At 45.5% G+C, this 24,484-nt stretch carries 18 protein-coding genes; all 18 read left to right on the top strand.

The genetic code is table 11. From position 1 onward, the window contains the following. Positions 1 to 55 precede the first annotated feature (55 nt). The 18 genes from ASG85_RS27690 (at position 56) to ASG85_RS27610 (ending at position 24,483) form a co-directional block, all read left to right on the top strand. The gene (locus ASG85_RS27690; protein WP_060648383.1) at positions 56 to 1,564 is read left to right on the top strand and encodes a sugar ABC transporter ATP-binding protein; all 1,509 of its coding nucleotides are present in this window, start codon (positions 56 to 58) and stop codon (positions 1,562 to 1,564) included. A 5-nt stretch (positions 1,565 to 1,569) separates the two neighbouring features. Then, positions 1,570 to 2,595, top strand: coding sequence for an ABC transporter permease (locus tag ASG85_RS27685; protein ID WP_060648382.1), 1,026 nt, complete (start codon positions 1,570 to 1,572; stop codon positions 2,593 to 2,595). Beyond that, positions 2,588 to 3,550, top strand: a complete 963-nt coding sequence (gene yjfF / locus ASG85_RS27680; protein WP_057305790.1) for a galactofuranose ABC transporter, permease protein YjfF — start codon at positions 2,588 to 2,590, stop codon at positions 3,548 to 3,550. The genes ASG85_RS27685 and yjfF overlap by 8 nt, the downstream gene beginning before the upstream one ends. A 277-nt stretch (positions 3,551 to 3,827) precedes the next feature. Then, positions 3,828 to 4,874: an ABC transporter substrate-binding protein gene (locus ASG85_RS27675; RefSeq protein WP_235549367.1), complete on the top strand. Its 1,047-nt coding sequence runs from the start codon at positions 3,828 to 3,830 to the stop codon at positions 4,872 to 4,874. A 334-nt stretch (positions 4,875 to 5,208) separates the two neighbouring features. Then, the gene (locus tag ASG85_RS27670) at positions 5,209 to 6,186 is read left to right on the top strand and encodes a glycoside hydrolase family 43 protein (RefSeq protein WP_060648381.1); all 978 of its coding nucleotides are present in this window, start codon (positions 5,209 to 5,211) and stop codon (positions 6,184 to 6,186) included. A 480-nt stretch (positions 6,187 to 6,666) separates the two neighbouring features. After that, positions 6,667 to 7,590, top strand: coding sequence for an ABC transporter permease subunit (locus ASG85_RS27665; protein WP_200961712.1), 924 nt, complete (start codon positions 6,667 to 6,669; stop codon positions 7,588 to 7,590). Continuing rightward, positions 7,587 to 8,555 carry a carbohydrate ABC transporter permease gene (locus ASG85_RS27660; RefSeq protein ID WP_156396863.1) on the top strand — a complete coding sequence of 323 codons (969 nt, stop codon included), beginning with the start codon at positions 7,587 to 7,589 and terminating at the stop codon, positions 8,553 to 8,555. Before ASG85_RS27665 ends, ASG85_RS27660 begins: the two co-directional genes overlap by 4 nt. A 43-nt stretch (positions 8,556 to 8,598) precedes the next feature. After that, positions 8,599 to 10,398, top strand: a complete 1,800-nt coding sequence (locus ASG85_RS27655; protein ID WP_060648380.1) for a hypothetical protein — start codon at positions 8,599 to 8,601, stop codon at positions 10,396 to 10,398. A 160-nt stretch (positions 10,399 to 10,558) separates the two neighbouring features. Further along, positions 10,559 to 12,091: a carboxylesterase/lipase family protein gene (locus ASG85_RS27650; RefSeq protein WP_060648379.1), complete on the top strand. Its 1,533-nt coding sequence runs from the start codon at positions 10,559 to 10,561 to the stop codon at positions 12,089 to 12,091. 336 nt (positions 12,092 to 12,427) lie between these two features. Then, positions 12,428 to 13,216 (top strand): helix-turn-helix transcriptional regulator, encoded by a 789-nt coding sequence (locus ASG85_RS27645; RefSeq protein WP_235549366.1) that lies wholly within the window; start codon positions 12,428 to 12,430, stop codon positions 13,214 to 13,216. Between the two features lie 41 nt (positions 13,217 to 13,257). Then, on the top strand, positions 13,258 to 15,582 hold the full coding sequence (locus ASG85_RS27640) for a glycosyl hydrolase family 95 catalytic domain-containing protein (RefSeq protein WP_060648378.1): 2,325 nt from the start codon (positions 13,258 to 13,260) through the stop codon (positions 15,580 to 15,582). After that, positions 15,578 to 15,802 carry a beta-L-arabinofuranosidase domain-containing protein gene (locus ASG85_RS40005; RefSeq protein WP_414858798.1) on the top strand — a complete coding sequence of 75 codons (225 nt, stop codon included), beginning with the start codon at positions 15,578 to 15,580 and terminating at the stop codon, positions 15,800 to 15,802. Before ASG85_RS27640 ends, ASG85_RS40005 begins: the two co-directional genes overlap by 5 nt. Before the next feature lie 92 nt (positions 15,803 to 15,894). Next, positions 15,895 to 17,310 (top strand): family 43 glycosylhydrolase, encoded by a 1,416-nt coding sequence (locus ASG85_RS27635; protein ID WP_060648377.1) that lies wholly within the window; start codon positions 15,895 to 15,897, stop codon positions 17,308 to 17,310. Between the two features lie 153 nt (positions 17,311 to 17,463). Continuing rightward, the gene (locus ASG85_RS27630; RefSeq protein ID WP_060648376.1) at positions 17,464 to 19,008 is read left to right on the top strand and encodes a glycoside hydrolase 43 family protein; all 1,545 of its coding nucleotides are present in this window, start codon (positions 17,464 to 17,466) and stop codon (positions 19,006 to 19,008) included. 193 nt (positions 19,009 to 19,201) lie between these two features. Next, complete coding sequence (locus tag ASG85_RS27625) at positions 19,202 to 19,966, top strand: IclR family transcriptional regulator (RefSeq protein WP_057305782.1); 765 nt, start codon at positions 19,202 to 19,204, stop codon at positions 19,964 to 19,966. An 86-nt stretch (positions 19,967 to 20,052) separates the two neighbouring features. Next, positions 20,053 to 20,934 (top strand): fumarylacetoacetate hydrolase family protein, encoded by an 882-nt coding sequence (locus ASG85_RS27620; protein WP_060648375.1) that lies wholly within the window; start codon positions 20,053 to 20,055, stop codon positions 20,932 to 20,934. 49 nt (positions 20,935 to 20,983) lie between these two features. Further along, positions 20,984 to 22,453 (top strand): alpha-ketoglutaric semialdehyde dehydrogenase GucD, encoded by a 1,470-nt coding sequence (gucD, locus tag ASG85_RS27615; RefSeq protein WP_057305780.1) that lies wholly within the window; start codon positions 20,984 to 20,986, stop codon positions 22,451 to 22,453. A gap of 47 nt (positions 22,454 to 22,500) precedes the next feature. After that, entirely contained in the window at positions 22,501 to 24,483 is a 1,983-nt protein-coding gene (locus ASG85_RS27610) for a YjhG/YagF family D-xylonate dehydratase (RefSeq protein WP_057305779.1), read from the top strand. Position 24,484: the final 1 nt, after the last annotated feature.

The raw sequence follows: 24,484 nt of genomic DNA, 5'->3' as shown, positions 1-24,484 counted from the left end.
GCTCCATCTTGCTAGTATGGAGTGGCTCTTGTTCATATAGGAGAGGAGTGGCTTTATGAAACAGGGAGGTCCGGTATTGCAGATGACCGGAATTCATAAGCAGTTTCCGGGTGTTAAAGCGTTAACTAACGTTAATTTTAGATTGTTCCCAGGAGAAGTTCATGCATTAATGGGTGAAAATGGGGCAGGTAAGTCCACACTAATTAAAGTACTTACAGGTGTTCACTCCATCGATCAGGGTGTCGTTGAGATGGATAAAAAGCCAATTAAAATTCTTAGCCCGCTTGATGCGCAAAATGCAGGCATTATTACGGTTTATCAAGAGGTTAACCTTTGTTCGAACCTGTCCGTAGCTGAAAATATCTATATTGGGCGTGAACCACGTCGTTTCGGTCGCATTTTATGGAAAAAAATGAATGAAGATGCTGGGCAATTATTGAAAAAGAGAATGAATCTCGAAATAGACGTTACACAACCATTGCATGTGTATTCAGTAGCTGTTCAACAACTTATAGCTATTGCAAGAGCTTTGAGTATTTCAGCAAAAGTGTTAATTCTTGATGAACCAACCTCCAGCTTAGATAGAGGCGAGGTTGTACAACTATTTTCTGTCATGACGAGATTGAAAAATGAAGGACTTGCGATTCTTTTCGTCACTCATTTTTTGGATCAAGTTTATGACATTTCAGATCGAATAACCATACTCCGAAATGGAGAGTTTATTGGGGAATATTTAGCTAAAGAGCTTCCTCGTATAGAGCTGGTTTCCAAGATGATTGGGAAAGACCTTGAGCTATTAGAAGAGCTGCCTAAAGGTGATGTAGCAGCACAAGTTCATAGTGAAGTATTAATTCAAGCAACTGATTTTGGGAAAAAAGGTTCCATTGAACCTGTTGATCTCACGATTCATAAAGGAGAGATTGTTGGTTTAGCGGGCTTATTGGGTTCTGGAAGAACCGAATTAGCTAGATTATTCTTTGCTGCAGATAAGGCTGATTCTGGCGAAATGACAATTGCAGGTTCAAGTGATGCGGTTCATTCACCAAGGCAAGCTATTGATCAAGGCATCGCATTTTGCTCCGAAAACCGTAAATTAGAAGGTATTATTGATGATTTGACCATTCGAGAAAATATTATACTAGCACTTCAAGCATCCCAAGGTTGGTTTAAAACCATCTCAAGAAAACGTCAGGATGAAATAGCGGATGAATATATTCGAGCTTTAAACATTAATCCACCTAACCCCGAACATTTGATTAAGAATTTAAGCGGCGGGAATCAACAAAAAGTATTGCTTGCTCGTTGGTTGCTCACGGATCCTAATTTATTGATTCTAGACGAACCTACAAGGGGAATTGATATTGGAGCTAAAGCTGAGATTCAGAAATTAGTTCTATCCTTAGCTCAAAAAGGGATGTCAGTCCTATTTATTTCATCCGAATTAGAGGAAGTTTTACGTGTCAGTCATAAAATCGTCGTACTACGAGATCGTCACAAGGTGAAAGAAATGGTTGGCGATGAGATTAGTCAGAAAAATGTCATGAAGGCAATTGCGGGAGGTTAATAGACATGGTTAAGCATCATTTGTTTTGGCCACTAACTTTTTTATGTGCACTCTTAGTATTTAACTTAATCTACTCCCCTGATTTCTTTGCGATAAAAATGCGGGATGGACACCTTTATGGAAGTCTAATTGATATTCTAAACTTTGGATCTCCACTAATGATTGTATCCATTGGCATGACACTAGTCATTGCGGCTACGAAAGGTGTCGATCTTTCCGTAGGTTCAGTAGTAGCGATTTCAGGAGCCATAGCGTGCCTCATGATCAGCAATGGAGATGGCAGCTTAGTGAATGTCATTATTGCGGTTGGTACTGCTTTATTGATTTCGATTGTATTAGGTGTTTGGAATGGATTCTTAGTTGCTAATATTGGGATGCAGCCGATTATCGCCACGCTAATCTTAATGGTCTCCGGGCGCGGTGTGTCTCAATTGATAACAAGTGGACAAATTATTACAATTTCCAATCCGCACTATAAGTTCATTGGAGCAGGATCAATATTGACGCTTCCGTTTTCCATATTCATCGTTGCTATCGTATTCCTTATCGCTTATCTCTTAACAAGAAAAACAGCACTCGGTTTATTTATTGAATCCGTTGGTTGTAAACCAACGGCAAGTAAGCTTGCCGGTGTGAAATCGAAGACGGTTATGTTCTTCGTATACATGTTCTGCAGCTTATGCGCCGCAATCGCGGGTCTGATTCTAAGCTCGAATGTATCAAGCGCAGATGGAAATAATGCTGGACTATGGTACGAATTAGATGCGATCCTAGCTGTAGTTATTGGCGGAACAGCGCTTACAGGAGGACGCTTTTACCTAGCAGGAACATTAGTTGGAGCGCTGATCATTCAAACGCTTACCACGACGATTTATATGATTGGTGTACCACCAGAAATAACGCTAGTTGTAAAAGCATTCGTAGTTCTAGTTGTATGCTTAATTCAATCGGAATCTTTCCGTAAATCGATTGCTTTCCGTTGGAAAACGCGCCATTATCCGGGAGAAAGGGAGGTTAAGCAGCATGCTTAAGAAACAGCATATCCCCATACTCGTGACCATTGGATTATTTATACTAATGTTTGCTATTGGATCCTTCCGATATACAGGCTTCTTCTCCTTACAAGTGTTGATGAATCTGCTAATTGATAATGCCTTTTTATTAATAACTGCCGTTGGAATGACATTTGTTATTGTATCTGGAGGTATTGATTTATCGGTCGGTTCTGTCATTGCCTTAACCACAATGATTTCTGCAAGCTTAGTCCAAGCGGGTTGGCCGCCTGGCCTAGTCATACCCATGGTATTGTTAATTGGCGCTTTATTTGGTTGGGGAATGGGGGCCATCATTCATTATTTCAAGATCGAGCCCTTCATTGTCACGTTATCAGGGATGTTTCTCGCCAGGGGATTGTGTTACATCATTAGCATTAATACAATTACCATTGATAATGGCTTCTATACAAGCGTCGCTCAAACGAAGATAAGCTTGCCTGGAGGTAACTTTGTTTCCATAAGTGTCATCATCGCTTTATTGGTTGTATTTTTAGGCTTTTATATGGCACATTACACGCGTTTTGGCAGAAATACCTATGCTTTAGGTGGAAGTGAACAATCTTCCTTACTGATGGGTTTACCAGTGGGACGAACCAAAATGTTGATTTATGTTTTTAGTGGATTCTGCTCAGCACTTGCGGGTGTGGTCTTTACGTTCTACATGCTTTCAGGTTATGGCTTGCATGCGATGGGAATGGAGTTGGATGCGATCGCAGCAGTTGTGATCGGTGGCACTCTTCTCACTGGAGGCGTTGGATACATTGTAGGAACTTTCTTTGGTGTTATGATTCAAGGTGTCATTCAAACCATTATTAGCTTTGAAGGGACTTTAAGTTCTTGGTGGACAAAGATTGTCATTGGTATTCTATTGTTTATGTTTATTATCTTACAACGTTTGCTAAGTCAACGAAGTTGGGTTCAACGTAGGTAGAGAGTCGAAGGAAGGGCATTAATTGACATATATTGTCGAATAATGCTATTTTTTGTTTGATTTAACTTGAAGGTTAACAGCATATATGAGGTATACAAATTATTTACAAGAATTCAAGAAGAAATGGATCAGTTATTAACACGTTCTACAGATGTTACCGTTTCCCTAGACAAATTAAACTATGTACAAACGATATGTGGTCAGGCTATATTCGAAGTATCTAGAGAGACATGTCTCATTTTCAGACGGAATAATTTTTAAGGGGGAACATGAATTTATGCATTTCAGTAGACCGAAAACTACGTTGTTAGCGCTTATGAAAATTATCGCGACAATGAGCATTCTAGTGCTGATCTTTGGCTGTGAGCAAGTTCAAGTGAATGAGACTACTACTAATGTTGAGGAAGAAAGTCATGTTGTGTCCATAGCGACTCCCATAAGTAAGGAACCCATCTTAGGATTTTCACAACTAGGGTCAGAAAGTGAATGGCGTCTTGCCAATACGTTATCCATTAAAAATTCTGCAGCTGAATCAGATGTCGAACTCAACTTTCAAAATGCAGAACAATCGCAAGAAAAGCAAATTGAGGCCATTCAAGAGTTTGTAAAACAGAAAGTCGATGTTATCGCAATTGCTCCTGTTGTAGAAACGGGGTGGGAGCCGATTTTAAGAGAAGTTAAACAGGCAGGGATCCCAGTAATTATTATTGATCGTTATGTAGATGTCTCTGATTCATCTCTGTATGTGACGCATATTGGTTCTGATTTTTATGAAGAGGGCCGTAAAGCAGGGAAGTACTTATTAGATAAATTCCCAAAAACGAATAAGCCAATCGGCATTGTGGAACTGAAAGGTACCGAAGGATCAACGCCTTCCATAGCTCGGGGTAAGGGATTCCGTGACGTTATCTCTTCGCGCAGTGATTTGCAATTTCTGAAGAGTGAGAACGCGGATTTCACAGTCGCGAAAGGCAAACAAGTGATGAAGAAGTTTCTGCAAGAAAAAGGCAGGGATATTCGTGTTTTATATTCCCATAACGATGATATGACGTTCGGTGCATTAGAGGCGATCGAAGAGTACGGGTTAGTTCCAGGGAAAGATATTGTGGTCATCACCGTAGATGGAACAAGGAAGGCACTCGAAAAGATGAATGAGGGTAAAATTAATTTAGTGGTTGAGTGTAATCCGTTGCTGGGTCCTAATCTCATTCAGGCTGTGAAGGAAGTCGTGAAAGGCAGCACACTGCCTAAACGAATTGTTACCCCAGAAAATGTATTTACACAAGTAACGGCAGAGAAGGAGATCGCTTCTCGAAGTTATTAAGGGCATAGATGGCATAAATGCTTTTTTATTGTGGCTGTTTTCCGCTTTCGCCATTAATCGGATAAGAGGACAGCATGAACAATCAAATTTAATGGCGGATTAAAAGCTGGTCCAACGGAAGCCAAATCACATATTAAAAGAGCAGCGCCTCCTTGTCGGTTGGTAATTAACTGACAAGGAGGTGCTGTTTTATGCAAGTGTTCTAAATACGTTATCCCGTATCTTTCTTTATTTATGGGGGGATAGATCTTTAATCTATTTATTTTGTAATCGCATACAAGGTCTCATAATAAAGGTGTAAGAGAAAATCAAATCTATAAAGAGGAGCGCAATTATGCACAAGCTACCGAAACCTCATCACCCGCTTGTCACCCATATCTTTACTGCCGATCCTTCGGCGCACGTATTTGAAGGGAAAATTTTCATCTACCCGTCACACGATCTCGATCATGACGGTATTGATAATGACAATGGGGATCAATATGCAATGGAAGATTATCATGTTCTATCCATGGATGGCTTCGAGTCCCCCGTCATCGACCATGGACAGGTCCTTCATCTAAAGGATATTCCATGGGCTTCCAAACAACTCTGGGCTCCTGATGCTGCTTTTAAGGCCGGCACCTATTTCTTGTACTTTCCTGCCCGGGATCATGATGGAATTTTTCGAATCGGTGTGGCGACCAGCTCATCGCCGGCTGGTCCTTTTCTTCCTCAACCGTCTTATATCGAGGAAAGCTTCAGTATCGACCCAGCCGTGTTTGTTGATGACGACAATCGGGCTTACATGTATTTCGGCGGTCTTTGGGGCGGCCAATTGGAAAAATGGCAGACCAGTACTTTCGAGCCGGAAGCAGTGGGACCGGCGGCGGATGCGCCTGCGATAGGTCCTCGGGTCGCTCTGCTGAGCGAGGACATGCTATCATTTCAAACCGCTCCATTAGAAATTTCGATTGTTGATGAAAACGGCGGCCCGATTCTCTCTGGAGACGAGGATAGACGCTATTTTGAAGGACCGTGGGTACACAAATATAATGGCTGGTACTACTTGTCCTACTCCACGGGCACGACCCATAAATTAGTATACGCCGTCAGCCGGAATCCGTTGGGACCGTATACCTTCAAGGGCACGATCTTAACTCCGGTTATCGGCTGGACAACTCATCACTCCATTGTCCAGTTCGAAGACAAATGGTACTTATTTTACCACGACAGTTCTTTGTCCGAAGGCGTCAACCACAAGCGTTGCGTCAAATATGCGGAGTTAATCTATAACGAAGATGGTACGATTCGGACGATCGCTCCTTATTAACGAAAAAAAATTTGGCTTTGGCCCTTAAAAACTGCGGGCGGGACATCCTGTTCTCCGCCTGCAATTGGGGAGCCGACAACGTATACCAACGGATCTGCTCGGAGTTCCTAGTGCTAGGAATCTGGGCTTTTTTCACGTATTAAACCATATGTGGCTTCCTTCAGCTATAGCTTGTGGTTGCTTGTATATGGATATTTGATCTTTTCTCCACTGTTCATAGATGCAATCATCGTGATTCACCGAGCTATATGAGAATAGATCAATAATCGATGAGAATAGGTCATTGTTTTGAAAAAAATGATATCTTATAATAGCTTTAACGAAACTGAATGAAAACGCTATCAACACATGGTGCGTCCTCAAATTCATCGATGACCTTTTGCGCTGGAGTAGAATGAAACTGCCATTTCGTCACTTCGTATTTTTTTGGATATCGTTATTTGTCAATAAATACGTTGAATATAAAATAGGGGGCCTGACATGGTACGAATAGAAAAATACAGCAAGAAAAGCATCTCAATAATGAAATTCCTCTTTATTATGCCTTTTATGGTTTTACTTGGTGTCTTTGCATATTACCCGCTTTATGGTTGGATTTATGCATTCTTTGACTATACGCCGCCGATTCCGCTGTCCCAATCGCCGTTTGTTGGTCTGAAGTGGTTCCATACCTTGGTCGAAAACCAAGTAAAGATCGATCAAACGCTTCAAATACTCAAGAATACGTTTGGGATGAGTGGCTTGAATCTGCTATTCTCCTGGCTTCCAATGATTTTTGCCATATTCCTGACTGAGATCAAATCCGTACGTTTTCGGAGGTTTATTCAGACGGTAACAACCTTGCCGAACTTCATCAGCTGGGTATTGGTCTATTCACTGGCATTTTCTATGTTCTCTAGTGACGGTATAGTCAACGGCCTTTTGAAACAACTTGGATTTATCGATTCCCCGATATTACTTCTTCAAAACTCCGACCATGTTTGGATTATGATGTGGATGTGGACGACTTGGAAAACATTGGGTTGGTCAGCCATATTGTATATAGCGGCGATCATGAGTATAGATGATTCTCTATATGAAGCGGCCTATGTAGACGGCGCGACAAGAATGCGGGTGATCTGGCATGTCGTATTGCCGAGTATGGTGCCGACCTATTTTGTTTTGTTGATGCTGCAAATTGCGAGTTTTCTGAATAATGGCTTGGAGCAATATTTCGTATTTCAAAATGCATTTAACAAGGATTCCATACAGGCTTTAGACTTATATGTTTACAACCTGGCAATGGGGGGCGGCAGCTATTCCGTGTCCGTCGCGATCAGTATGCTAAAGAGCTTGATTAGTGTTGTACTTCTCTTTTCTGTAAACGGACTATCAAAAAGACTAAGAGGAGAGAGTATTGTATGAGTGATACAGCAGTAGGTCTGGCGCCGAATGATAAAGTGCCTGGCAGCCATCTCACTAGAAAAATGAAAGTCCAGGCCAGCCCAACAGACAAAATGATGACTTTTTTCATATATTTCCTGTTTTCTCTGTATGCGCTTATTTGTGTATATCCATTTTACTCGATCATTATTAATACGATAAGTGCAAACGATATCAGTGCCAAAGGTGATGTTATCTTTTACCCGATGCAAATCCAATTCCATAACTACGTGGATGTGGTTAAAATACCGGGGTTGTGGGATGCAGCCGTTGTATCTGTAGGAAGGACAGTGATCGGAACTACTTTGACGGTAGGGGCTTCCGCCTTTTTGGGATTCATGTTTACCCAGGAGGATATGTGGAGGAGAAAATTATGGTATCGCTATACGGTTTTAACCATGTTTTTTAATGCCGGGGTTATTCCGTGGTATTTGACAATGAGGTCTTTGCATCTGACAAACAATTTTTTGGCCTATATTCTGCCGACAATCGTAGCTCCGTTTTTCATCATTCTTGTAAAGACTTTCGTGGAATCAACGCCGAAGGAATTGCAACATGCGGCAAGTATCGACGGGGCCGGGACCATGACCCTTTTTTTCAAAATCATGTTGCCCATCTGTAAGCCCATATTGGCTACGGTTGCCATATTCGCAGCAGTAGATCAGTGGAATTCCTTCCAGGACACGTTGTTGTTGGTTACAGAGAGCAAACTATATAGCTTGCAGTTTATTCTATATAACTATATTAATCAGGCAAGTTCCATATCCAGCATGGTAAACCTGCAGAATGCCGGTTCGACAGCCATAACAAGTCTGGCAACAAAGCAAACCACTACTTCAATTCGAATGACGGTGACCATTATTGTTGTAGCGCCTATTTTGTTGATTTACCCGATTTTCCAAAGGTTTTTTGTAAAGGGGATTATGATCGGTGCAGTGAAGGGATAACTTACACCGTTATAATAAATTGAAAGAATTTGGGGGGTTGAACATGAGTAAGCGGAGTAAAGCAGTAAAAAAATCGATGTTGATGTTGTTTGCCAGCCTCTTCATGGTTTCGGTAGCATTGACCGGCTGTGGAGGCGAATCCAACAATAAGGCTGCATCAACGGCATCAAGTAAGTCATCAGACTCCGGTACTGGAGCTACATCTAAGGCTAGTACAGCGATAGATCACAGTAAACCGCTGACCATTACCGTTTTTGACAATGCAGCAAATTATCAAGGCGAGCAGAAAGGGTGGTATGGAAAGCTTATTAAGGATAAGTTCAATATCACTTTGAACATTCTTGCTCCGCAGGTTGCCGGCGATCAGCTATACAAGACAAGATCGGCAGCAGGAAATTTGGGCGATCTCCTGATCGTCAATAACAGTCAGTTGGAAGAATTAATTCCAGCCGGTCTGATTATGGATCTCACGGATAAGATCAAGAATACGCAGAACCTGTCCAAATATGTGGATAATCATTTCAAACCTTTCAATGCAGCATTTCAAAAAGTAAATCCGGATGGCAAGATTTATGCTTTGCCGACTTTTGAGGCAGATACTTCACCAACGACATACTCGGAACAAACCCCTTACTCAAGCCCAATAATGCCTTGGGATTATTTCAAGGGAGTTGGGGCTCCCAAGCTGAACAATCTGGATGATCTTTTAAATGTACTGAAGCAAATGCATGAGAAATATCCCAAGACTCCGGACGGTAAACCGATCGTTCCGATCACCTTGTGGAAGGATTGGGACAGCAGAGGCACTATGGAAAATGCACGCTGGTTAGGCAATTGGTACGGTTATGAGCAGCCAGAAGGAACCAGCACCATCCAGTTGAATGCAAAAGGCGACATCGTTCCGCTCATCGATGACAACAGTATGTACAAGAAGATTCTGCAATTCTATTTTAAAGCAAATCAGATGGGTTTGGTTGACCCTGACTCACCAACCCAGGATTGGAACAAAGTTTCCGAAAAGCTGACCAACAAGCAGGTACTTCTCTTGTGGTATTCATGGGAAACAGGGTTCTACAATTCAATTGAAAGAGGTAAAAAAGGTGACGGGAATGTTGCTGTTCCGATCGCTGACACCCACATCATTCAGGCAAGCGATGCTTATTACGGCAATGGAAGAGTTTTTGCTATCGGTTCCAAAGCCAATGATCCCGATCGGATCATGGAATTCATGGATTGGACTACTTCTCCTGAAGGCCTGCGTTACTATGTGAATGGATTTGAAGGCTTCAACTACGAAAAGACGGCAGACGGCAAGTTTAAGCTGACCGAAGTGGGTCAAACCGCATTCCAGAAAAATACACCTGTTCCGGAAGAGTACGGAGGCGGCGGATACCAGGACGGACAAAGTAAGCTCAACACGATGATCATTAGCGATTTTGCCAAAGATCCAAAGACAGGGGAGTTCTATAACAGCAATTACTGGAGCCCAACAATTGAAGCGAACAAGACAGCGCTAACGACGGATTGGCAGAACACTTATAATGCAGAAAACGCAACAGATTACTACTTGAAACATAAGATGATCGATATCGTCCCCAATATCAATACAAGTTTAGGAAGCGATTCATCAGATATTAAAAACAAACGCAGCCAGATTTCTGACTATGTAAAGAACACATCCTGGAAAATGGTATTCGCAAAGAATCAAGCAGAGTTCGACAAGCTTTGGGAAATGATGAAGAAAGATGTGATAGGCCTCGGCTGGAATGATGTAGTTGCAACGGATACGGAAAAAGCGCAAAAGATTATTAAAATGCGTGCCGATGCATTAGCTAAAAAGTAAAAATAATAATTTTTTATGAATGAGGGATATGTATGATCTTATATATCCCTCATTCATTTTCTGATTTTAGACTAATACATCGTCCGTCGATGATCTTTTGCAGATTCTTGCGAAGACGCTTTCGTGGAACGAGTTCGCTTAATGAAAGGAGAAATCATGCATGCTTAGAGTCGTAAACGTTGAAAACGGATGGGTACAAGGGTTGCCGGCAGCCGACCCCAGGATCACAAGTTTCAAAGGGATCCCGTTTGCCGCTCCGCCCGTAGGAGAGAACCGCTGGCGTGCTCCGCAGCCCGTCAAAGACTGGGAGGGCGTGCTCAACGCCTACGAATTCGCGCCGGTCTCGATGCAGGCCAGACAAGAAATCGACGACAACAATATTTATACCCGGGAATGGGCCGTGGAACCGGACATCGCCATGGACGAGGACTGCCTCTACCTTAACGTGTGGACTCCGGCTAACCGTGCCGATGAAAAGCTGCCGGTGTACGTATGGTATTTCGGAGGAGGCCTGCAGGTCGGTCATACGGCCGAGATGGAGTTTGACGGGGAACGCATCGCCCGAAGAGGCATTGTCGTGGTTACGATCAACTATCGTCTGAACGTGTTCGGATTTCTATGCCACCCTGAAATCACGGCGGAATCGCCGGAAGCTCCCGCGAACTTTGGCCACCTCGACCAACAAGCTGCTACAAGATGGGTCAAACGCAATATCGCTGCTTTTGGCGGCGATCCGAACAGCATCACCATCGGCGGACAATCTGCCGGCGGCGGAAGCGTCATGAGCCAGCTTACTTCACCGCAGAACAACGGCCTCTTTCAGAGAGCGATCGTGCAGAGCGGGGTATTCACGGAGCTCTACCCAGGAGTCCGCACGCCCAGGTTTCTGCGCGATATAACGGAAGCCGAACAGGAAGGCGTTCAATTCTTCGAATTTCTCGGCATTTCCTCGCTTGCGGAAGCCCGGAAGCTGGATGCGGTTTCTCTCCGAGACAAGATGCTGGAGTACAAGGCGTTCTGGGGCACCGTCGTCGACAATAAGTTCAGTGTTGGCAGCGCGTTCGAATTGTTCCTTCAAAACAAGCGCTTGCAGGTACCGGTGATGTTCGGCCATACGTCATCCGAGTTTTTCAGTGCTCCGGAGGCCGATTCGCTGGACGAGATCAAGAACTTGGCCGTTAACTTATTCGGCGACGATGCCAATGAATTTCTTGAGGTTTGCGGATTTCCGTCAGGCAACTTCGATGAGGTCTTGAAAAAAGCTTCGGTAAGTGGCATCGAATACGCGATACGGATTGCCGGACAGGCCAATGCGGATACCGGCGCCAATCTCCCGCTTTACTATTACAATTTCGATGCGGGAATCCCGGGTTGGGATAACCCTGGAACGTTCCACTCGGTGGATCTCTGGTTCTTCTTCGAGACCCTCGCCAAATGCTGGAGGCCGTTCGTCGGCAAACATTACGATCTTGCCCGCCAAATGTGCAATTACTGGGCGAACTTCATTCGTTCTGGAGATCCGAACGGCAAAGATTCTACGGGAGAGGACTTGTCTCGGTGGGAGCCCTATACGCCAGAGGCGGCGTACGGCATGCGATTCGCGGATCAAGCCGAGTTTTCCAGGGAACAACCCAGCGATATGATGCAGCTCCTCGTGAGACAATATTTCAAGAATTCGGCAACTATATCCTGATCTCCAAAGAGGGTGGCATTGAGGTTCAAAAAAACGGCAAACTTCTCATTTCAATAAGCGGCCGATGTTCGTGACGGTACCGCCTTCGGCGTTAGAGGTTAATGACCAAGCTTACGAGACGACCTTGGTTTTCAACCAAGGTCTCTTTAACGATTGCGGAATCGGATGACGTCCATGACTATGAGCCATTCCCATTTCGATGAACATCTAGTTTGCGATGTAGGCAAGAATGCCAAACGAGCCGTCGTTCTGTTGCTTCGTTGACTGTTTCCAAACAGTCATATATGCTAATAAAAATAATTGATGTATTGTCATTTTTTTTGATACTGGAGGATCATGATGACCAACATTTTCTATGTTGAATATGATGCCGCACACGCAAGCAATTTTGTGTTCGATGTCCCTGAGGGCCATAACTGTTGGCTGCTCGTCGTGACCCATACACCTGCCCTGTTCTGGGTCAATGAAGAATTGAAGGAGTACCCAGCACACAGTGGAGTTTTATACCATCCCCATCAAAAAATTTATTACCAGGCCTGCGCGGAACAATATAAGAATGACTGGATTCGTTTCGAATCCAACGAATCGTATGTAACGGAAACATCGCTTCCATTCGGAGTGCCATTTCCATTGAATGACCCTGAATACTGCCACAAACTATTTCAACTTCTCGTCAGCGAACACTCTTTTCAAAAAGATTATAAAGAATCATCCATTGACTGCTTACTGAGAACCTTGTTTAACAAGCTGCTGGAATCTTACTTTCAAGAAGCAATTACGCCCAAATACTACAACTTGTTATCGCTTCGGACCGCCATTTACAGCAATCCTAGCCAGGACTGGGCGGTTCCGAGAATGGCCGACTCTATCCGTATCAGTCCTGGGTATTTGCAGACAATTTACAAGAAGACTTTCGGGATTTCTTGTATGGATGACGTGATTACAAGCCGCATCCGCCAAGCCAAAGAATATTTGTTGCACGGCTCTCTATCCATCGCGGAGGTCGCTTTACGCTGCGGGTATAACAACGTGGAGCACTTCTGCCGTCAATTCAAGCAGATTACGGGCTTTACACCAAGAAAGTTTCACAAGCAGATGGAAGGCGCGTCTGTTGAGAGGCGCTGATTATAAATAGAATACGATTGTAAAGTGAAGGGGCAATCATCATGAGTGAAGCACGTTTAGAGTACAAAGAAAGACTATTTTTTCGCTCCCCAGCCAAGCATTGGGACGAAGCATTTCCGATTGGCAACGGACGGCTGGGAGCTATGATTTTCGGAGGGGCATGCTCCGAACGATTGCAGCTTAATGAAGATTCCTTATGGTATGGAGGGCCAAGGGATCGGCATAACCCGGATGCTTTGGCACATCTTCCGGAAATTCGCCGCCTCATATTTGAAGGGAAGCTCAAAGAAGCCGAGTCCCTCGCTTCGCTTGCCTTAACCGCGATCCCTGAAACCCAGCGTCATTATGTGCCGCTCGGCGATCTGTTTCTTCACTTCCAAACATTAGACGATAACCAAGTCATCGATTATGAACGGGAGCTCGATTTATCAGAAGCAGTGGTCAGCATTTCCTTTAAAGCGGGTGAGGTTCATTATCGTCGCAAGATCTTTGCGAGCTATCCGGACGGCGCGATTGTGATTCGATTGACGGCTGATACACCGGGCCAAATTTCCTTTACGGCAAGAATGGGAAGGGAAAGGTTCCGATACGTAGACCATATCCGCACAGAAGAAGGTAATTCGATCATAATGAGCGGCAATAGTGGCGGAGGTGTCAACTATTGCGGTGTGTTGATGTGCAAACCAGAGGGAGGTCAAATGCGTACGATTGGGGAGCACTTGGTCGTGACCAATGCCGATGCCGTCACATTGGTTATTTCCGCCGCCACGGATTTTCGAGAGTCCGATCCTGAATCCGCAGCGTTTGCGAATGCTAAGCGTGCTGCTTCACGGACGTATATCGATTTATTAACAGCCCACATTGAAGATTATAATAAACTGTTTCAGCGGACGTCGTTAAGGCTTGATCCTGCATTCAAAGCTGTGGAACAAGACACCTCGAAACGATTGGAACGGATGAAGGCTGGAGCCGAAGACCCCGCACTTCTAGCTTTATATTTCCAGTATGGCCGTTATCTGCTTATTGCTTCAAGCAGACCAGGATCTTTACCTGCGAATTTGCAAGGGATTTGGAATAAGGATATGTTGCCGGCCTGGGACAGCAAATTTACCATTAACATTAATGCGCAAATGAACTATTGGCCGGCTGAGATCTGCAATTTATCCGAATGCCATGAGCCTCTCTTTGAATTGATCGAACGGATGATTCCAAACGGTCGCCGAACCGCTCAAGTCATGTATGGGTGCGGTGGCAGTGCTGCCCATCATAATACTGATATTTGGGCGGATACCGCACCGCAGGATCTTTATCTACCCTCGACATATTGGCCCCTTGGTCTTGCATGGTTATGTCTGCATCTTTGGGAACATTATCAATTCGAGCGGAATGAGGCATTTCTGAAACGTGCTTACCCGATGATGAAAGAAGCGGCTGCTTTTCTTGTTGATTATATGGTCGAACTTCCGAGTGGAGTGCTTGTCACTTGCCCCTCTGTCTCACCTGAAAACACATATAGATTGCCGAATGGGGAAACGGGCGTGCTTTGCTATGGGCCGTCCATGGATAGCCAGATTGCTCGCGAATTGTTTCTCGCATGTCTAGCGGCAGGTGAACAGTTAGAGACGGATATGGACTTCTTGACAACGCTTAAACTTACAATGGATAAGCTGCCGCAGCCCCAGATTGGGCGTCATGGACAAATACAGGAGTGGATTGAAGATTATGAGGAAGTGGAGCCAGGACATCGTCATATCTCACACTTGTTCGCTTTGCACCCGGGAACACAGATCACTCCAGAGAAGACACCAAACCTAAGTGCTGCTGCTCGCCGGACACTTGAGAGACGACTTGCAAACGGAGGCGGACATACAGGCTGGAGTCGCGCCTGGATTGTGAATTTTTGGGCTCGGCTGGGAGATGCGGAAGAAGCATACGAAAATGTAACTGCCCTTTTGACGCACTCCACATTGCCCAACCTTCTCGATAACCATCCGCCGTTTCAGATTGACGGCAATTTTGGCGGGACTGCGGGTATCGCGGAAATGCTGCTGCAAAGCCATGCTGACGCCATTCATTTGTTACCAGCTCTCCCTAAGGCATGGTCCAATGGTGAAGTAACGGGGCTGCGCGCCCGCGGTGCGGTAACGGTAGATATAACATGGAAGGACGGTCAATTACAGCATGCTGATCTGAAGCCAGATTATAAAGGGGTGTATCGTATTCGTTGCAATCTGCCCATCCAATTATGGATGGAAGGGGAGATTTATGAGCCAACGCAACTTGACGCATCAACCTATTCGTTTGAGGCGGAGGCAGGGACTGCGGTTCAAGTACTAGCTAAGGCCGAATCCAAGCCCGCGAATTGAGATTTCGGTTTTATCGTTTAACCAATACTCCTTAGCGGGAATCCCGTCAAATGCGGAGCCCCTTGGCGGTTGGGAAGACGTGGAGTGCGGCTTAAGAGGACATTCCGTAGGGCATTTTCTTTCTGCCTGCTCCAAATTCGCATTTGCGGATCAGGATGAAGGCATCGTGAAAAGGACTGGCTGGAATTTGCTGTGGATGACGATCAGGGCAATCAGGTGATATTATTCATACCGTTGTTCAGAGTCGAGTAAGAAGAATATTCAGTGTATATGAAAGAAACATCCAATTTAGCAAGGAGTGAACAGATTAATATGAAAAAACAAGCACGAAATCCATATCTTCCATCATGGGAATATATTTCCGATGGAGAACCGTATGTTTTTAACGGCAGAGTTTATGTATATGGCTCTCATGACCGTTTCAATGGGCATGCGTATTGCTTGAACGATTATGTCTGTTGGTCGGCACCTGAGGATGACCCGGCAGACTGGCGGTATGAAGGCGTGATTTACAAAAAAACAGATGATCCGCTTAATCCTGATGGAAGCATGTGTCTGTATGCACCAGATGTCACGGTTGGTCCGAATGGACGTTATTATTTGTACTATGTCCTTGACAAGGTTTCTATCGTTTCGGTCGCTGTTTGTGATACCCCGGCCGGCAAATATGAATTTTATGGCTATGTTCGATATGCCGATGGAACACGTTTGGGAGACAGAGAAGGCGACGAGCCACAATTTGATCCAGGAGTGATGACTGAAGGAGAAAGAACGTACCTGTATACCGGTTTCTGTGTAGCTGGGGACAAGTCAAGAAGCGGTGCCATGGCTACGGTCCTGGGTCCCGATATGCTCACGATTTTAGAGGAACCGGTATTTGTCGCGCCAAGTGAACCTTACAGCAAAGGCAGCGGATTCGAAGGGCATGAGTTTTTTGAGGCTCCTTCTATAAGGAAGAAAGGCGATACGTATTATTTTATTTATTCATCCATCGTCATGCATGAACTGTGCTACGCGACCAGTAAATGTCCAACAAAGGATTTCGTATATCAGGGAGTCATTGTCAGCAATAATGATCTTCATATCGACTCATACAAACCGGCGAATAAACCCATGTATTATGGCGGCAATAACCATGGTAGCATTGTTGAGATGAATGAAAAGTGGTACATTTTTTATCATAGACATACCAACGGAACGAATTTCAGCCGGCAAGGTTGTATCGAACAGATCGAATTCCGCGAGGATGGTACGATTCCGCAGGTGGAAATGACATCCTGCGGTTCGAATGGAGGGCCGCTTGACGGTCGAGGGGAATATCCTTCGTACCTGGCTTGCAATCTGTTTTGCAGTGATGAGGCGTTGTATACAGGAGCTCCCGGGGAATGGATGGACTGTCGGTTTCCGAAGATTACCCAAGATGGGAAAGATGGAGATGAGGAGATCGGTTATATCGCCAATATGAGGGATTCCGCAACAGCCGGATTTAAATATTTTCAGTGCGATGGGATCAAGAAAGTTAAAATCAGGGTGCGTGGATATTGCCGTGGTACCTTTGAAGTGAAAACATCATGGGACGGTCCTGCTCTCGGGAAGATATCGGTTGACTTTACAAATATATGGAAGGAATATTCTACGGATCTCGTTATACCGGATGGCATACAAGCCTTGTATTTCACGTATACGGGTACGGGAGGCGCGAGTCTAGCTTCGTTCACATTGGAATAACCAACATAGGATCATGCTCATTCCAGGCAACGGTTTGACACCCTTGGAGCATCGGGATGCCCTACGAGCTAATAAGTGAGTTGAGAAAGACGTCACGACTATTGAACATGGCTGTTTATTGTAGGAACTAAATGAAGGAAAGGGGTAATGCAGATGTACCCGAATCCCATTATATGGGCTGACTATCCGGACCCCGACGTGATCCGGGTGGAGGATACTTATTATATGGTCAGTACGACCATGCATTTTATGCCGGGGTGTGTAATATTGAGGTCGTATGACCTGATCCATTGGGAAGTGGCAACATATGTATATGATGCTTTGGATGATACACCGGATCAGAGGCTGGAGGGTGACCGGCAGATCTATGGAAAGGGAATGTGGGCGGCATCTTTGCGTTACCATCAAGGTAAATATTATGTATGTTTCGTAGCAAACGATACTCATCGAACGTATTTGTTTTCTGCGTTTGAAATCACAGGACCATGGATGAGGCACCCGAATATCGAAGGATTCTATCATGATTGCTCACTTTTGTTTGATGATGATGGCAGAGTTTATATTATATATGGAAATGCCGAGATTCATCTTACAGAATTAAAGGAAGATTTGACCGGTCCCAAGCCTGGTGGATTAAACCGGATCATTGTGAGGGAGACAGGACCTTATCATCTTGGTTATGAAGGTACCCATATCTATAAGATTAATGGAAAATATTACGCATTTTTTATACACATTACACAGTCCAGACATAGTCGTAGAACACAAGCCTGTTTTGTAGCAGATTCCCTGGAGGGGGACTTTGTTGGAGGAGAGGTGTTTGATGATGACATGGAGTATTTTAATGCAGGTATAGCACAAGGCGGAATCGTTGATACACCAGATGGAAAATGGTATGCCCTCTTGTTTCAGGATCATGGTGCCGTTGGCCGTATCCCTGTCTTGGTGCCTTTGCATTGGGAAAATGATGTTCCGGTATTCGATAGGAAGCCACCCCCATATATCGACATTCCGAGTACTAGACCCGGATATGAATACAAACCTTTGGTCGGAAGCGATGATTTCTTCTACAAGCCGGATGAGAACGGCAAGGTTCATCTGAAAGACTACTGGCAGTGGAATCATATCCCGACAGATATTTTGTGGTCCGTAACGGATAAGCCGGGTACATATCGTATTCAATCTGGAAAAATTAATCCCAATTTAATATTTTCGGTAAATACATTGACACAGCGTGCAATGGGGCCCGCATGCGAAGCTATCGTTACCTTGGATGGAAGCGAGCTAAAGGATGGTGATTATGCAGGCTTGTGCTTCTTGATCAGCACCTATGGCTGTATTGCACTTACCAAGGAAGCTGGACAATACTACTTGGTCATGTTGGCAAGAACCACAGACGATAAAACGATCTTCGGAAACCTAGTAGACAAAGAGACTGGGGTGGAATATGCAAGGATTCCAGTGGACAGTGACAAAGTTACTTTGAAGGCTTATGGCAATTTCGTGAACAATACAGACGAGTGCGAGTTTTATTACATGGACGGAGAAGACTGGAAAAAGCTTGGTATTACCCATAATATGGTCTGGAAAATGGATCAATTTGTAGGGGCGCGTTACGGGTTGTTCCTATATTCTACCAAGGAGATTGGAGGAACGGCTCAGTTTTCTAGGTTCGTGTACAATGTGATGAAATCCTGAGGATGAGTGAGCATACATGAGATAAATCCTTAGTACTGAGGGACGGGAAACTATAGTTGAATAACTAAACCAGCTAATATCTTGTCAAGATTTTTCAATAACACCGCAGTGTATATCTAGTGATAAATAATAACTTTATCTTGATTGCATGGTTGTAAAAGATTATTATGGACTTGTGGATAGGAGTGATACCATGCCTATTATTCAAGCGCTGGACAGAGCATTGAAAATATTGGATTTATTCGACGAGCATACGACAGAGCTGAAAATTACAGAAATCAGCGCGAGAATGGAGCTTCACAAGAGTACAATACACTCCTTATTGAAAACGCTTCAGTTACACGGTTATATCAATCAGGATATGGAAACAGGAAAGTACAAGTTAGGGTTAAAGCTCCTGGAAAAGGGACAGCTTATGCTGCAAGGCCTGGACATCCGTACAGTTGCCCGAAAGCACTTGACTGCTTTGTCGGAGCAGACAGGTCAGACAACCCATCTCGTTATTCTTGATGGGAAGGAAGGCGTGTATTTGGATAAAGTTGAGGGAGAAAAAGCTGCGATTCGCTATTCCCGAATCGGACGCAGAATATCACTTCATAGCAGCGCGGTAGGAAAGGTGTTGACAGCCTTTAGAACGAAGGATGAGATCGATATGCTCCTTCGGAATTACCATTTCTCCAATATTACAGAAGCGACGATTACGGACAGAGGGGCATTCCTTCACGAATTGAATCAGGTAAGTGAGCAAGGGTACTCCATTGACAATCAGGAGAACGAACCGGGCGTACGATGCGCTGCAGCTCCTATTTTCGAACATAATGGTTCGGTTGTAGCAGCGATCAGCATATCAACTTTAATTTCAACGGTAGATGACCTATTGTTTAAGCAATATATTGCCCTACTTAAGAAAGAAGCAGAGACGATTTCACAGACCCTGGGGTTTCGGCAAGTTTTGTAAAGCATGTCGAGTCCAGGCATTTTTTACACTAGAATTTGAGAACGCAGTTTTATAATGTAAAACAAAATTAGAGGAGTGAGCAATTTATGAAAATTATCCGTTTTATAAATGAAGGGCTTTCACAGCTAGCTGCAGTTAATGACGAAGGGCAAATTTTCGTATTGCTGCAAAGCGATTTTTTAGCTTTGATTCAAGAAGCTGACGAAAAAGAGATTTCACCGCTCGAGTTGGTTTTGAAAATGATCGAAGGCCGTGAAGCGCTAACATGTCAAGTAGATCAGCTGGAGCTACTCGTTCCAATTGAAGCGCCAGAAGTATGGGCTGCTGGGGTTACGTATGAGCGAAGCCGGGATGCGCGAAATTATGAGGCAACCGAAGGCAAACTGGATGCCTTGACCTTTTACGATAAAGTTTATGACGCTGTGCGTCCGGAGATTTTTTTCAAATCGACGGCTGCCCGAACGGTAGGTCCAGGCGGCGAAGTACAACTCCGAAGCGATTCCGTGTGGCAGGTGCCAGAACCGGAGTTAGGTCTTGTTCTAAACGCTATGGGGAAAATCGTAGGATACACCATTGGCAATGATATGAGCTGCCGGGATATTGAAGGCGAGAATCCGCTCTACCTGCCTCAGGCCAAAGTATGGAAGCGTTCCTGCTCCCTGGGACCAGCGATCCGTTTAGCCGAAACGGTAGACGACCCTTACAACTTGCAGATTACAAGCCGAATATATCGCAATGGGGAAAAAGCTGTCGAGGGAACGGCAAATACCAATCAGCTAAAACGAAAGCTTGACGAATTGACCGAATTTTTAATTCGGGATAATGAATTGTTTGACGGGACCGTGCTGCTGACGGGAACGTGTATTGTGCCGCCTAACGAGTTTACACTCGCTCACGGAGACCGGATCGAAATTGAGATTACCGGTATTGGGAAACTTGTTAATCATGTTGTAGGTGCAGGAAGTTAATCTATAATTATCCTATTGGTAGATAACATACATTTAAGGAGGAATATATATGACATCCGTATTTGTTGGAGGGCAAACTTATTTAAACTATATAAACGGTGAATGGTGTCCTGCTAGCGTTGGGCAAACGGTTCCCAGCATAAACCCAGCTAAAAGAACTGAAGTCGTGGGCTATGTGCAGTCGTCGTCATTGGAGGAAGTGAACCAAGCGGTTGCGTCCGCCAAAGCGGCACAGCAAGGTTGGAGAAAGTTATCGGGCTCGGCAAGAGGCGACTACTTGTTTAAAGCGGCCAATGCGCTGGAAAGACGCATCGATGAAATTGCCGAGACGATGACGCGTGAAATGGGCAAAACATTGCCGGAAGCAAAAGGCGAAACGGCACGAGGGATCGCCATCCTGCGCTATTATGCCGGTGAAGGGATGCGGAAGATCGGAGAAGTGATACCCTCCACGGACAGCGAAGCGCTGATGTTTACGACCCGTGTACCGCTTGGGGTTGTCGGAGTTATTTCACCTTGGAATTTTCCAGTGGCGATTCCGATATGGAAAATGGCGCCAGCCTTAATCTATGGCAATACGGTTGTGCTGAAGCCTGCTCAGGAGACGGCCGTAACGGCTGCCAAAGTCGTAGAATGCATTGCAGAAGCGGGACTTCCTGCCGGTGTATTAAATATGGTGACCGGCAGCGGATCTGTGATCGGGCAAGGTCTTGCAGAGCATCCGGATGTAAACGGAATTACGTTTACCGGCTCCAATCAAGTTGGCAAACGGGTCGGTCAGGCGGCACTGGCCAGAGGGGCGAAATATCAGCTTGAGATGGGAGGGAAAAATCCGATCATTATAGCTGCAGATGCCGATTTGGATTTGGCGGTTGACGCGACGATCAGTGGCGGAATCCGGTCGACAGGACAGAAATGTACGGCAACAAGCCGTGTCATTGTGATGCGTGATGTGTATGAAACTTTCAAAGAAAAGCTCCTGAGCAAATTAAAAGGTTTAACAGTTGGTCATGGATTAGATGCCGGTACATGGCTCGGCCCTTGCGCAAACGAAAATCAGCTAAGAACGGTGCAGTCCTACATTCAAAAAGGAATAGAGGAAGGAGCTGAGCTGTTATTCGGCGGAGCATCACCAGATCACCCGGATCTCGCCGAAGGCTTCTATATTCAGCCCACCGTGTTCGATAAAGTAACTCCGGAAATGGCGATTGCCCGGGAAGAAATATTCGGCCCGGTCCTCGCGCTAATTCAGGTTGAATCCATGGAAGAAGCCATTCAACTGGCTAACGATTCGGATTATGGTCTGAGCGCTTCTATTTACACGCAAAGCATAGGCAACATTCTTTCGTTTATTCAAGATATGGACGCCGGTTTAGTAAGAATTAATTCCGAGACAGCCGGAGTGGAGTTGCAGGCTCCGTTCGGCGGTATGAAGCAGTCTAGCTCTCATTCGCGCGAGCAAGGCCAGGCGGCCATTGAATTTTTCACTTCGATAAAAACGGTATTTCTCAAAGCTTAAGCGTATCACTTTTGCATTGAAACCTAATTCGGAAGGGTGGAGGGTTAATGAGAGAGCAATTAAAATCGATTATGGCAAATGAAAATAACGATTTGTTTACAATCCGTACGCACGCGCAAGGCCCAAAAGGCTCATTGCCGCTAACAAAAGAAATGTTATTGCATGCTCCCAGCGGAGAGTTGTTCGGACTTACCCAAAATGTTGGGATGGGGTGGAAACCGTCTCGCCTGAAGGGTAAACAGTATCTGTTGTTAAGCACGCAAGGGGGCATACGTAAGGAAGACGGCAGTCCTGTCGCGCTCGGTTATCATACCGGTCACTGGGAAGTTGGCCTGCTGACGCAGGCTGCTGCAGAGGTGATCACAGAAAGCGGAGGGGTTCCTTTCGCCGGATATGTGAGCGACCCTTGCGACGGTAGGTCCCAGGGAACGGAAGGCATGTTTGACTCCCTGCCTTATCGCAACGATGCAGCGATCGTTTTCCGGCGACTCATCCGCTCCTTGCCGACGCGCAAAGGAGTGCTCGGTGTGGCGACCTGCGACAAAGGACTGCCTGCCATGATGATTGCTCTCGCCGGGATGCACGAACTCCCTTGCGTAATTGTGCCCGGAGGAGTGACATTACCTCCTACGGAGGGCGAAGATGCCGGGAAAATCCAAACCATAGGTGCAAGGTATGCTAATGGCGAAATCAGCCTGGAAGATGCTGCCGACCTTGGCTGCCGGGCTTGTGCCACACCGGGCGGAGGCTGCCAGTTTCTTGGAACGGCAGCTACTTCGCAGGTTATTGCAGAGGCTATGGGCATGACGGTGCCTCACGCTGCGCTTGCACCGTCGGGACAGCCCGTGTGGGAAGAGATGGCCAGGCAGTCGGCCCGGGCAATGATGACGCTCGAGGAAAAAGGAATCCGGATGAAGGATATTTTGACCGAAGCGTCCATCCACAATGCGATGGTTGTTCATGCGGCCTTCGGCGGATCGACCAATTTACTGCTGCATATCCCTGCTTTCGCTCATTCGGCAGGGCTGCCCGTTCCGACTGTTCGAGACTGGATTCGTATCAATAAAGACGTACCAAGGTTAGTCAGCGTATTGCCGAATGGTCCGGAATATCATCCGACTGTGCGCGTATTCTTGGCCGGAGGGGTACCGGAAGTGATGCTGCATCTCCGACGCTTGGGGGTACTGAAAGAAAGTGCGTTGACCGTAACCGGTGAAACGCTGGGTACTGTATTGGATTGGTGGGAAACGAGCGAGCGCCGAGGGCGGATGAGAAGTCTGCTTATGGAAATGGACGGCATCGATCCGGACAACGTTATTATGAGTCCAGAACGTGCCAAAGAAAGAGGGTTGACCTCGACAGTTACGTTTCCTACTGGGAATCTGGCTCCGGAAGGATCGGTGATTAAATCGACGGCAATTGACCCGACAACCATTGGAGAGGATGGGGTTTACCGCCATCGGGGCAATGCCAAGGTGTTTACCTCGGAGAAAACGGCTATCTCGGCAATCAAGAAAGGCGGCATTCAAGCTGGAGATATTATGGTGTTGATCGGGCGCGGACCATTGGGTACCGGGATGGAGGAGACCTATCAATTAACCTCAGCATTAAAGCATTTGCCGTTCGGCAAATACGTATCCCTAATTACCGATGCCCGGTTTTCGGGCGTATCCACAGGTGCCTGCATTGGTCATGTTGGACCTGAAGCGCTAGCTGGCGGTCCGATTGGTAAACTACGGGATGGTGATACAATCGACATCGTAGTTGACCGAAATCGTTTGGAAGGCAGCATCCATTTTCTAGGCGATGGTGGCGAATTGCTGCCCCCTGAAGAAGGAGCCCGTGTGCTTGCTGCCCGCGACCCTCACCCGGAGCTTGCCGCAGACGAAAATCTACCTGCAGATACTCGTTTATGGGCTGCCTTACAGTCTGTCAGCGGTGGAACCTGGGCAGGGAGTGTTTATGATGTGGATCGTATTCTCGCTGTTTTGGAAGCAGGTACAAAAGCATTGGCTGTGCAGAACAATTAGG

Origin of the sequence: Paenibacillus sp. Soil724D2 (assembly GCF_001427935.1) — a bacterium.
GTDB lineage: Bacteria > Bacillota > Bacilli > Paenibacillales > NBRC-103111 > Paenibacillus_E.
The sequence above is the reverse complement of the archived record's forward strand: the minus strand, read 5'-3'. Positions and strand labels throughout refer to the sequence as shown.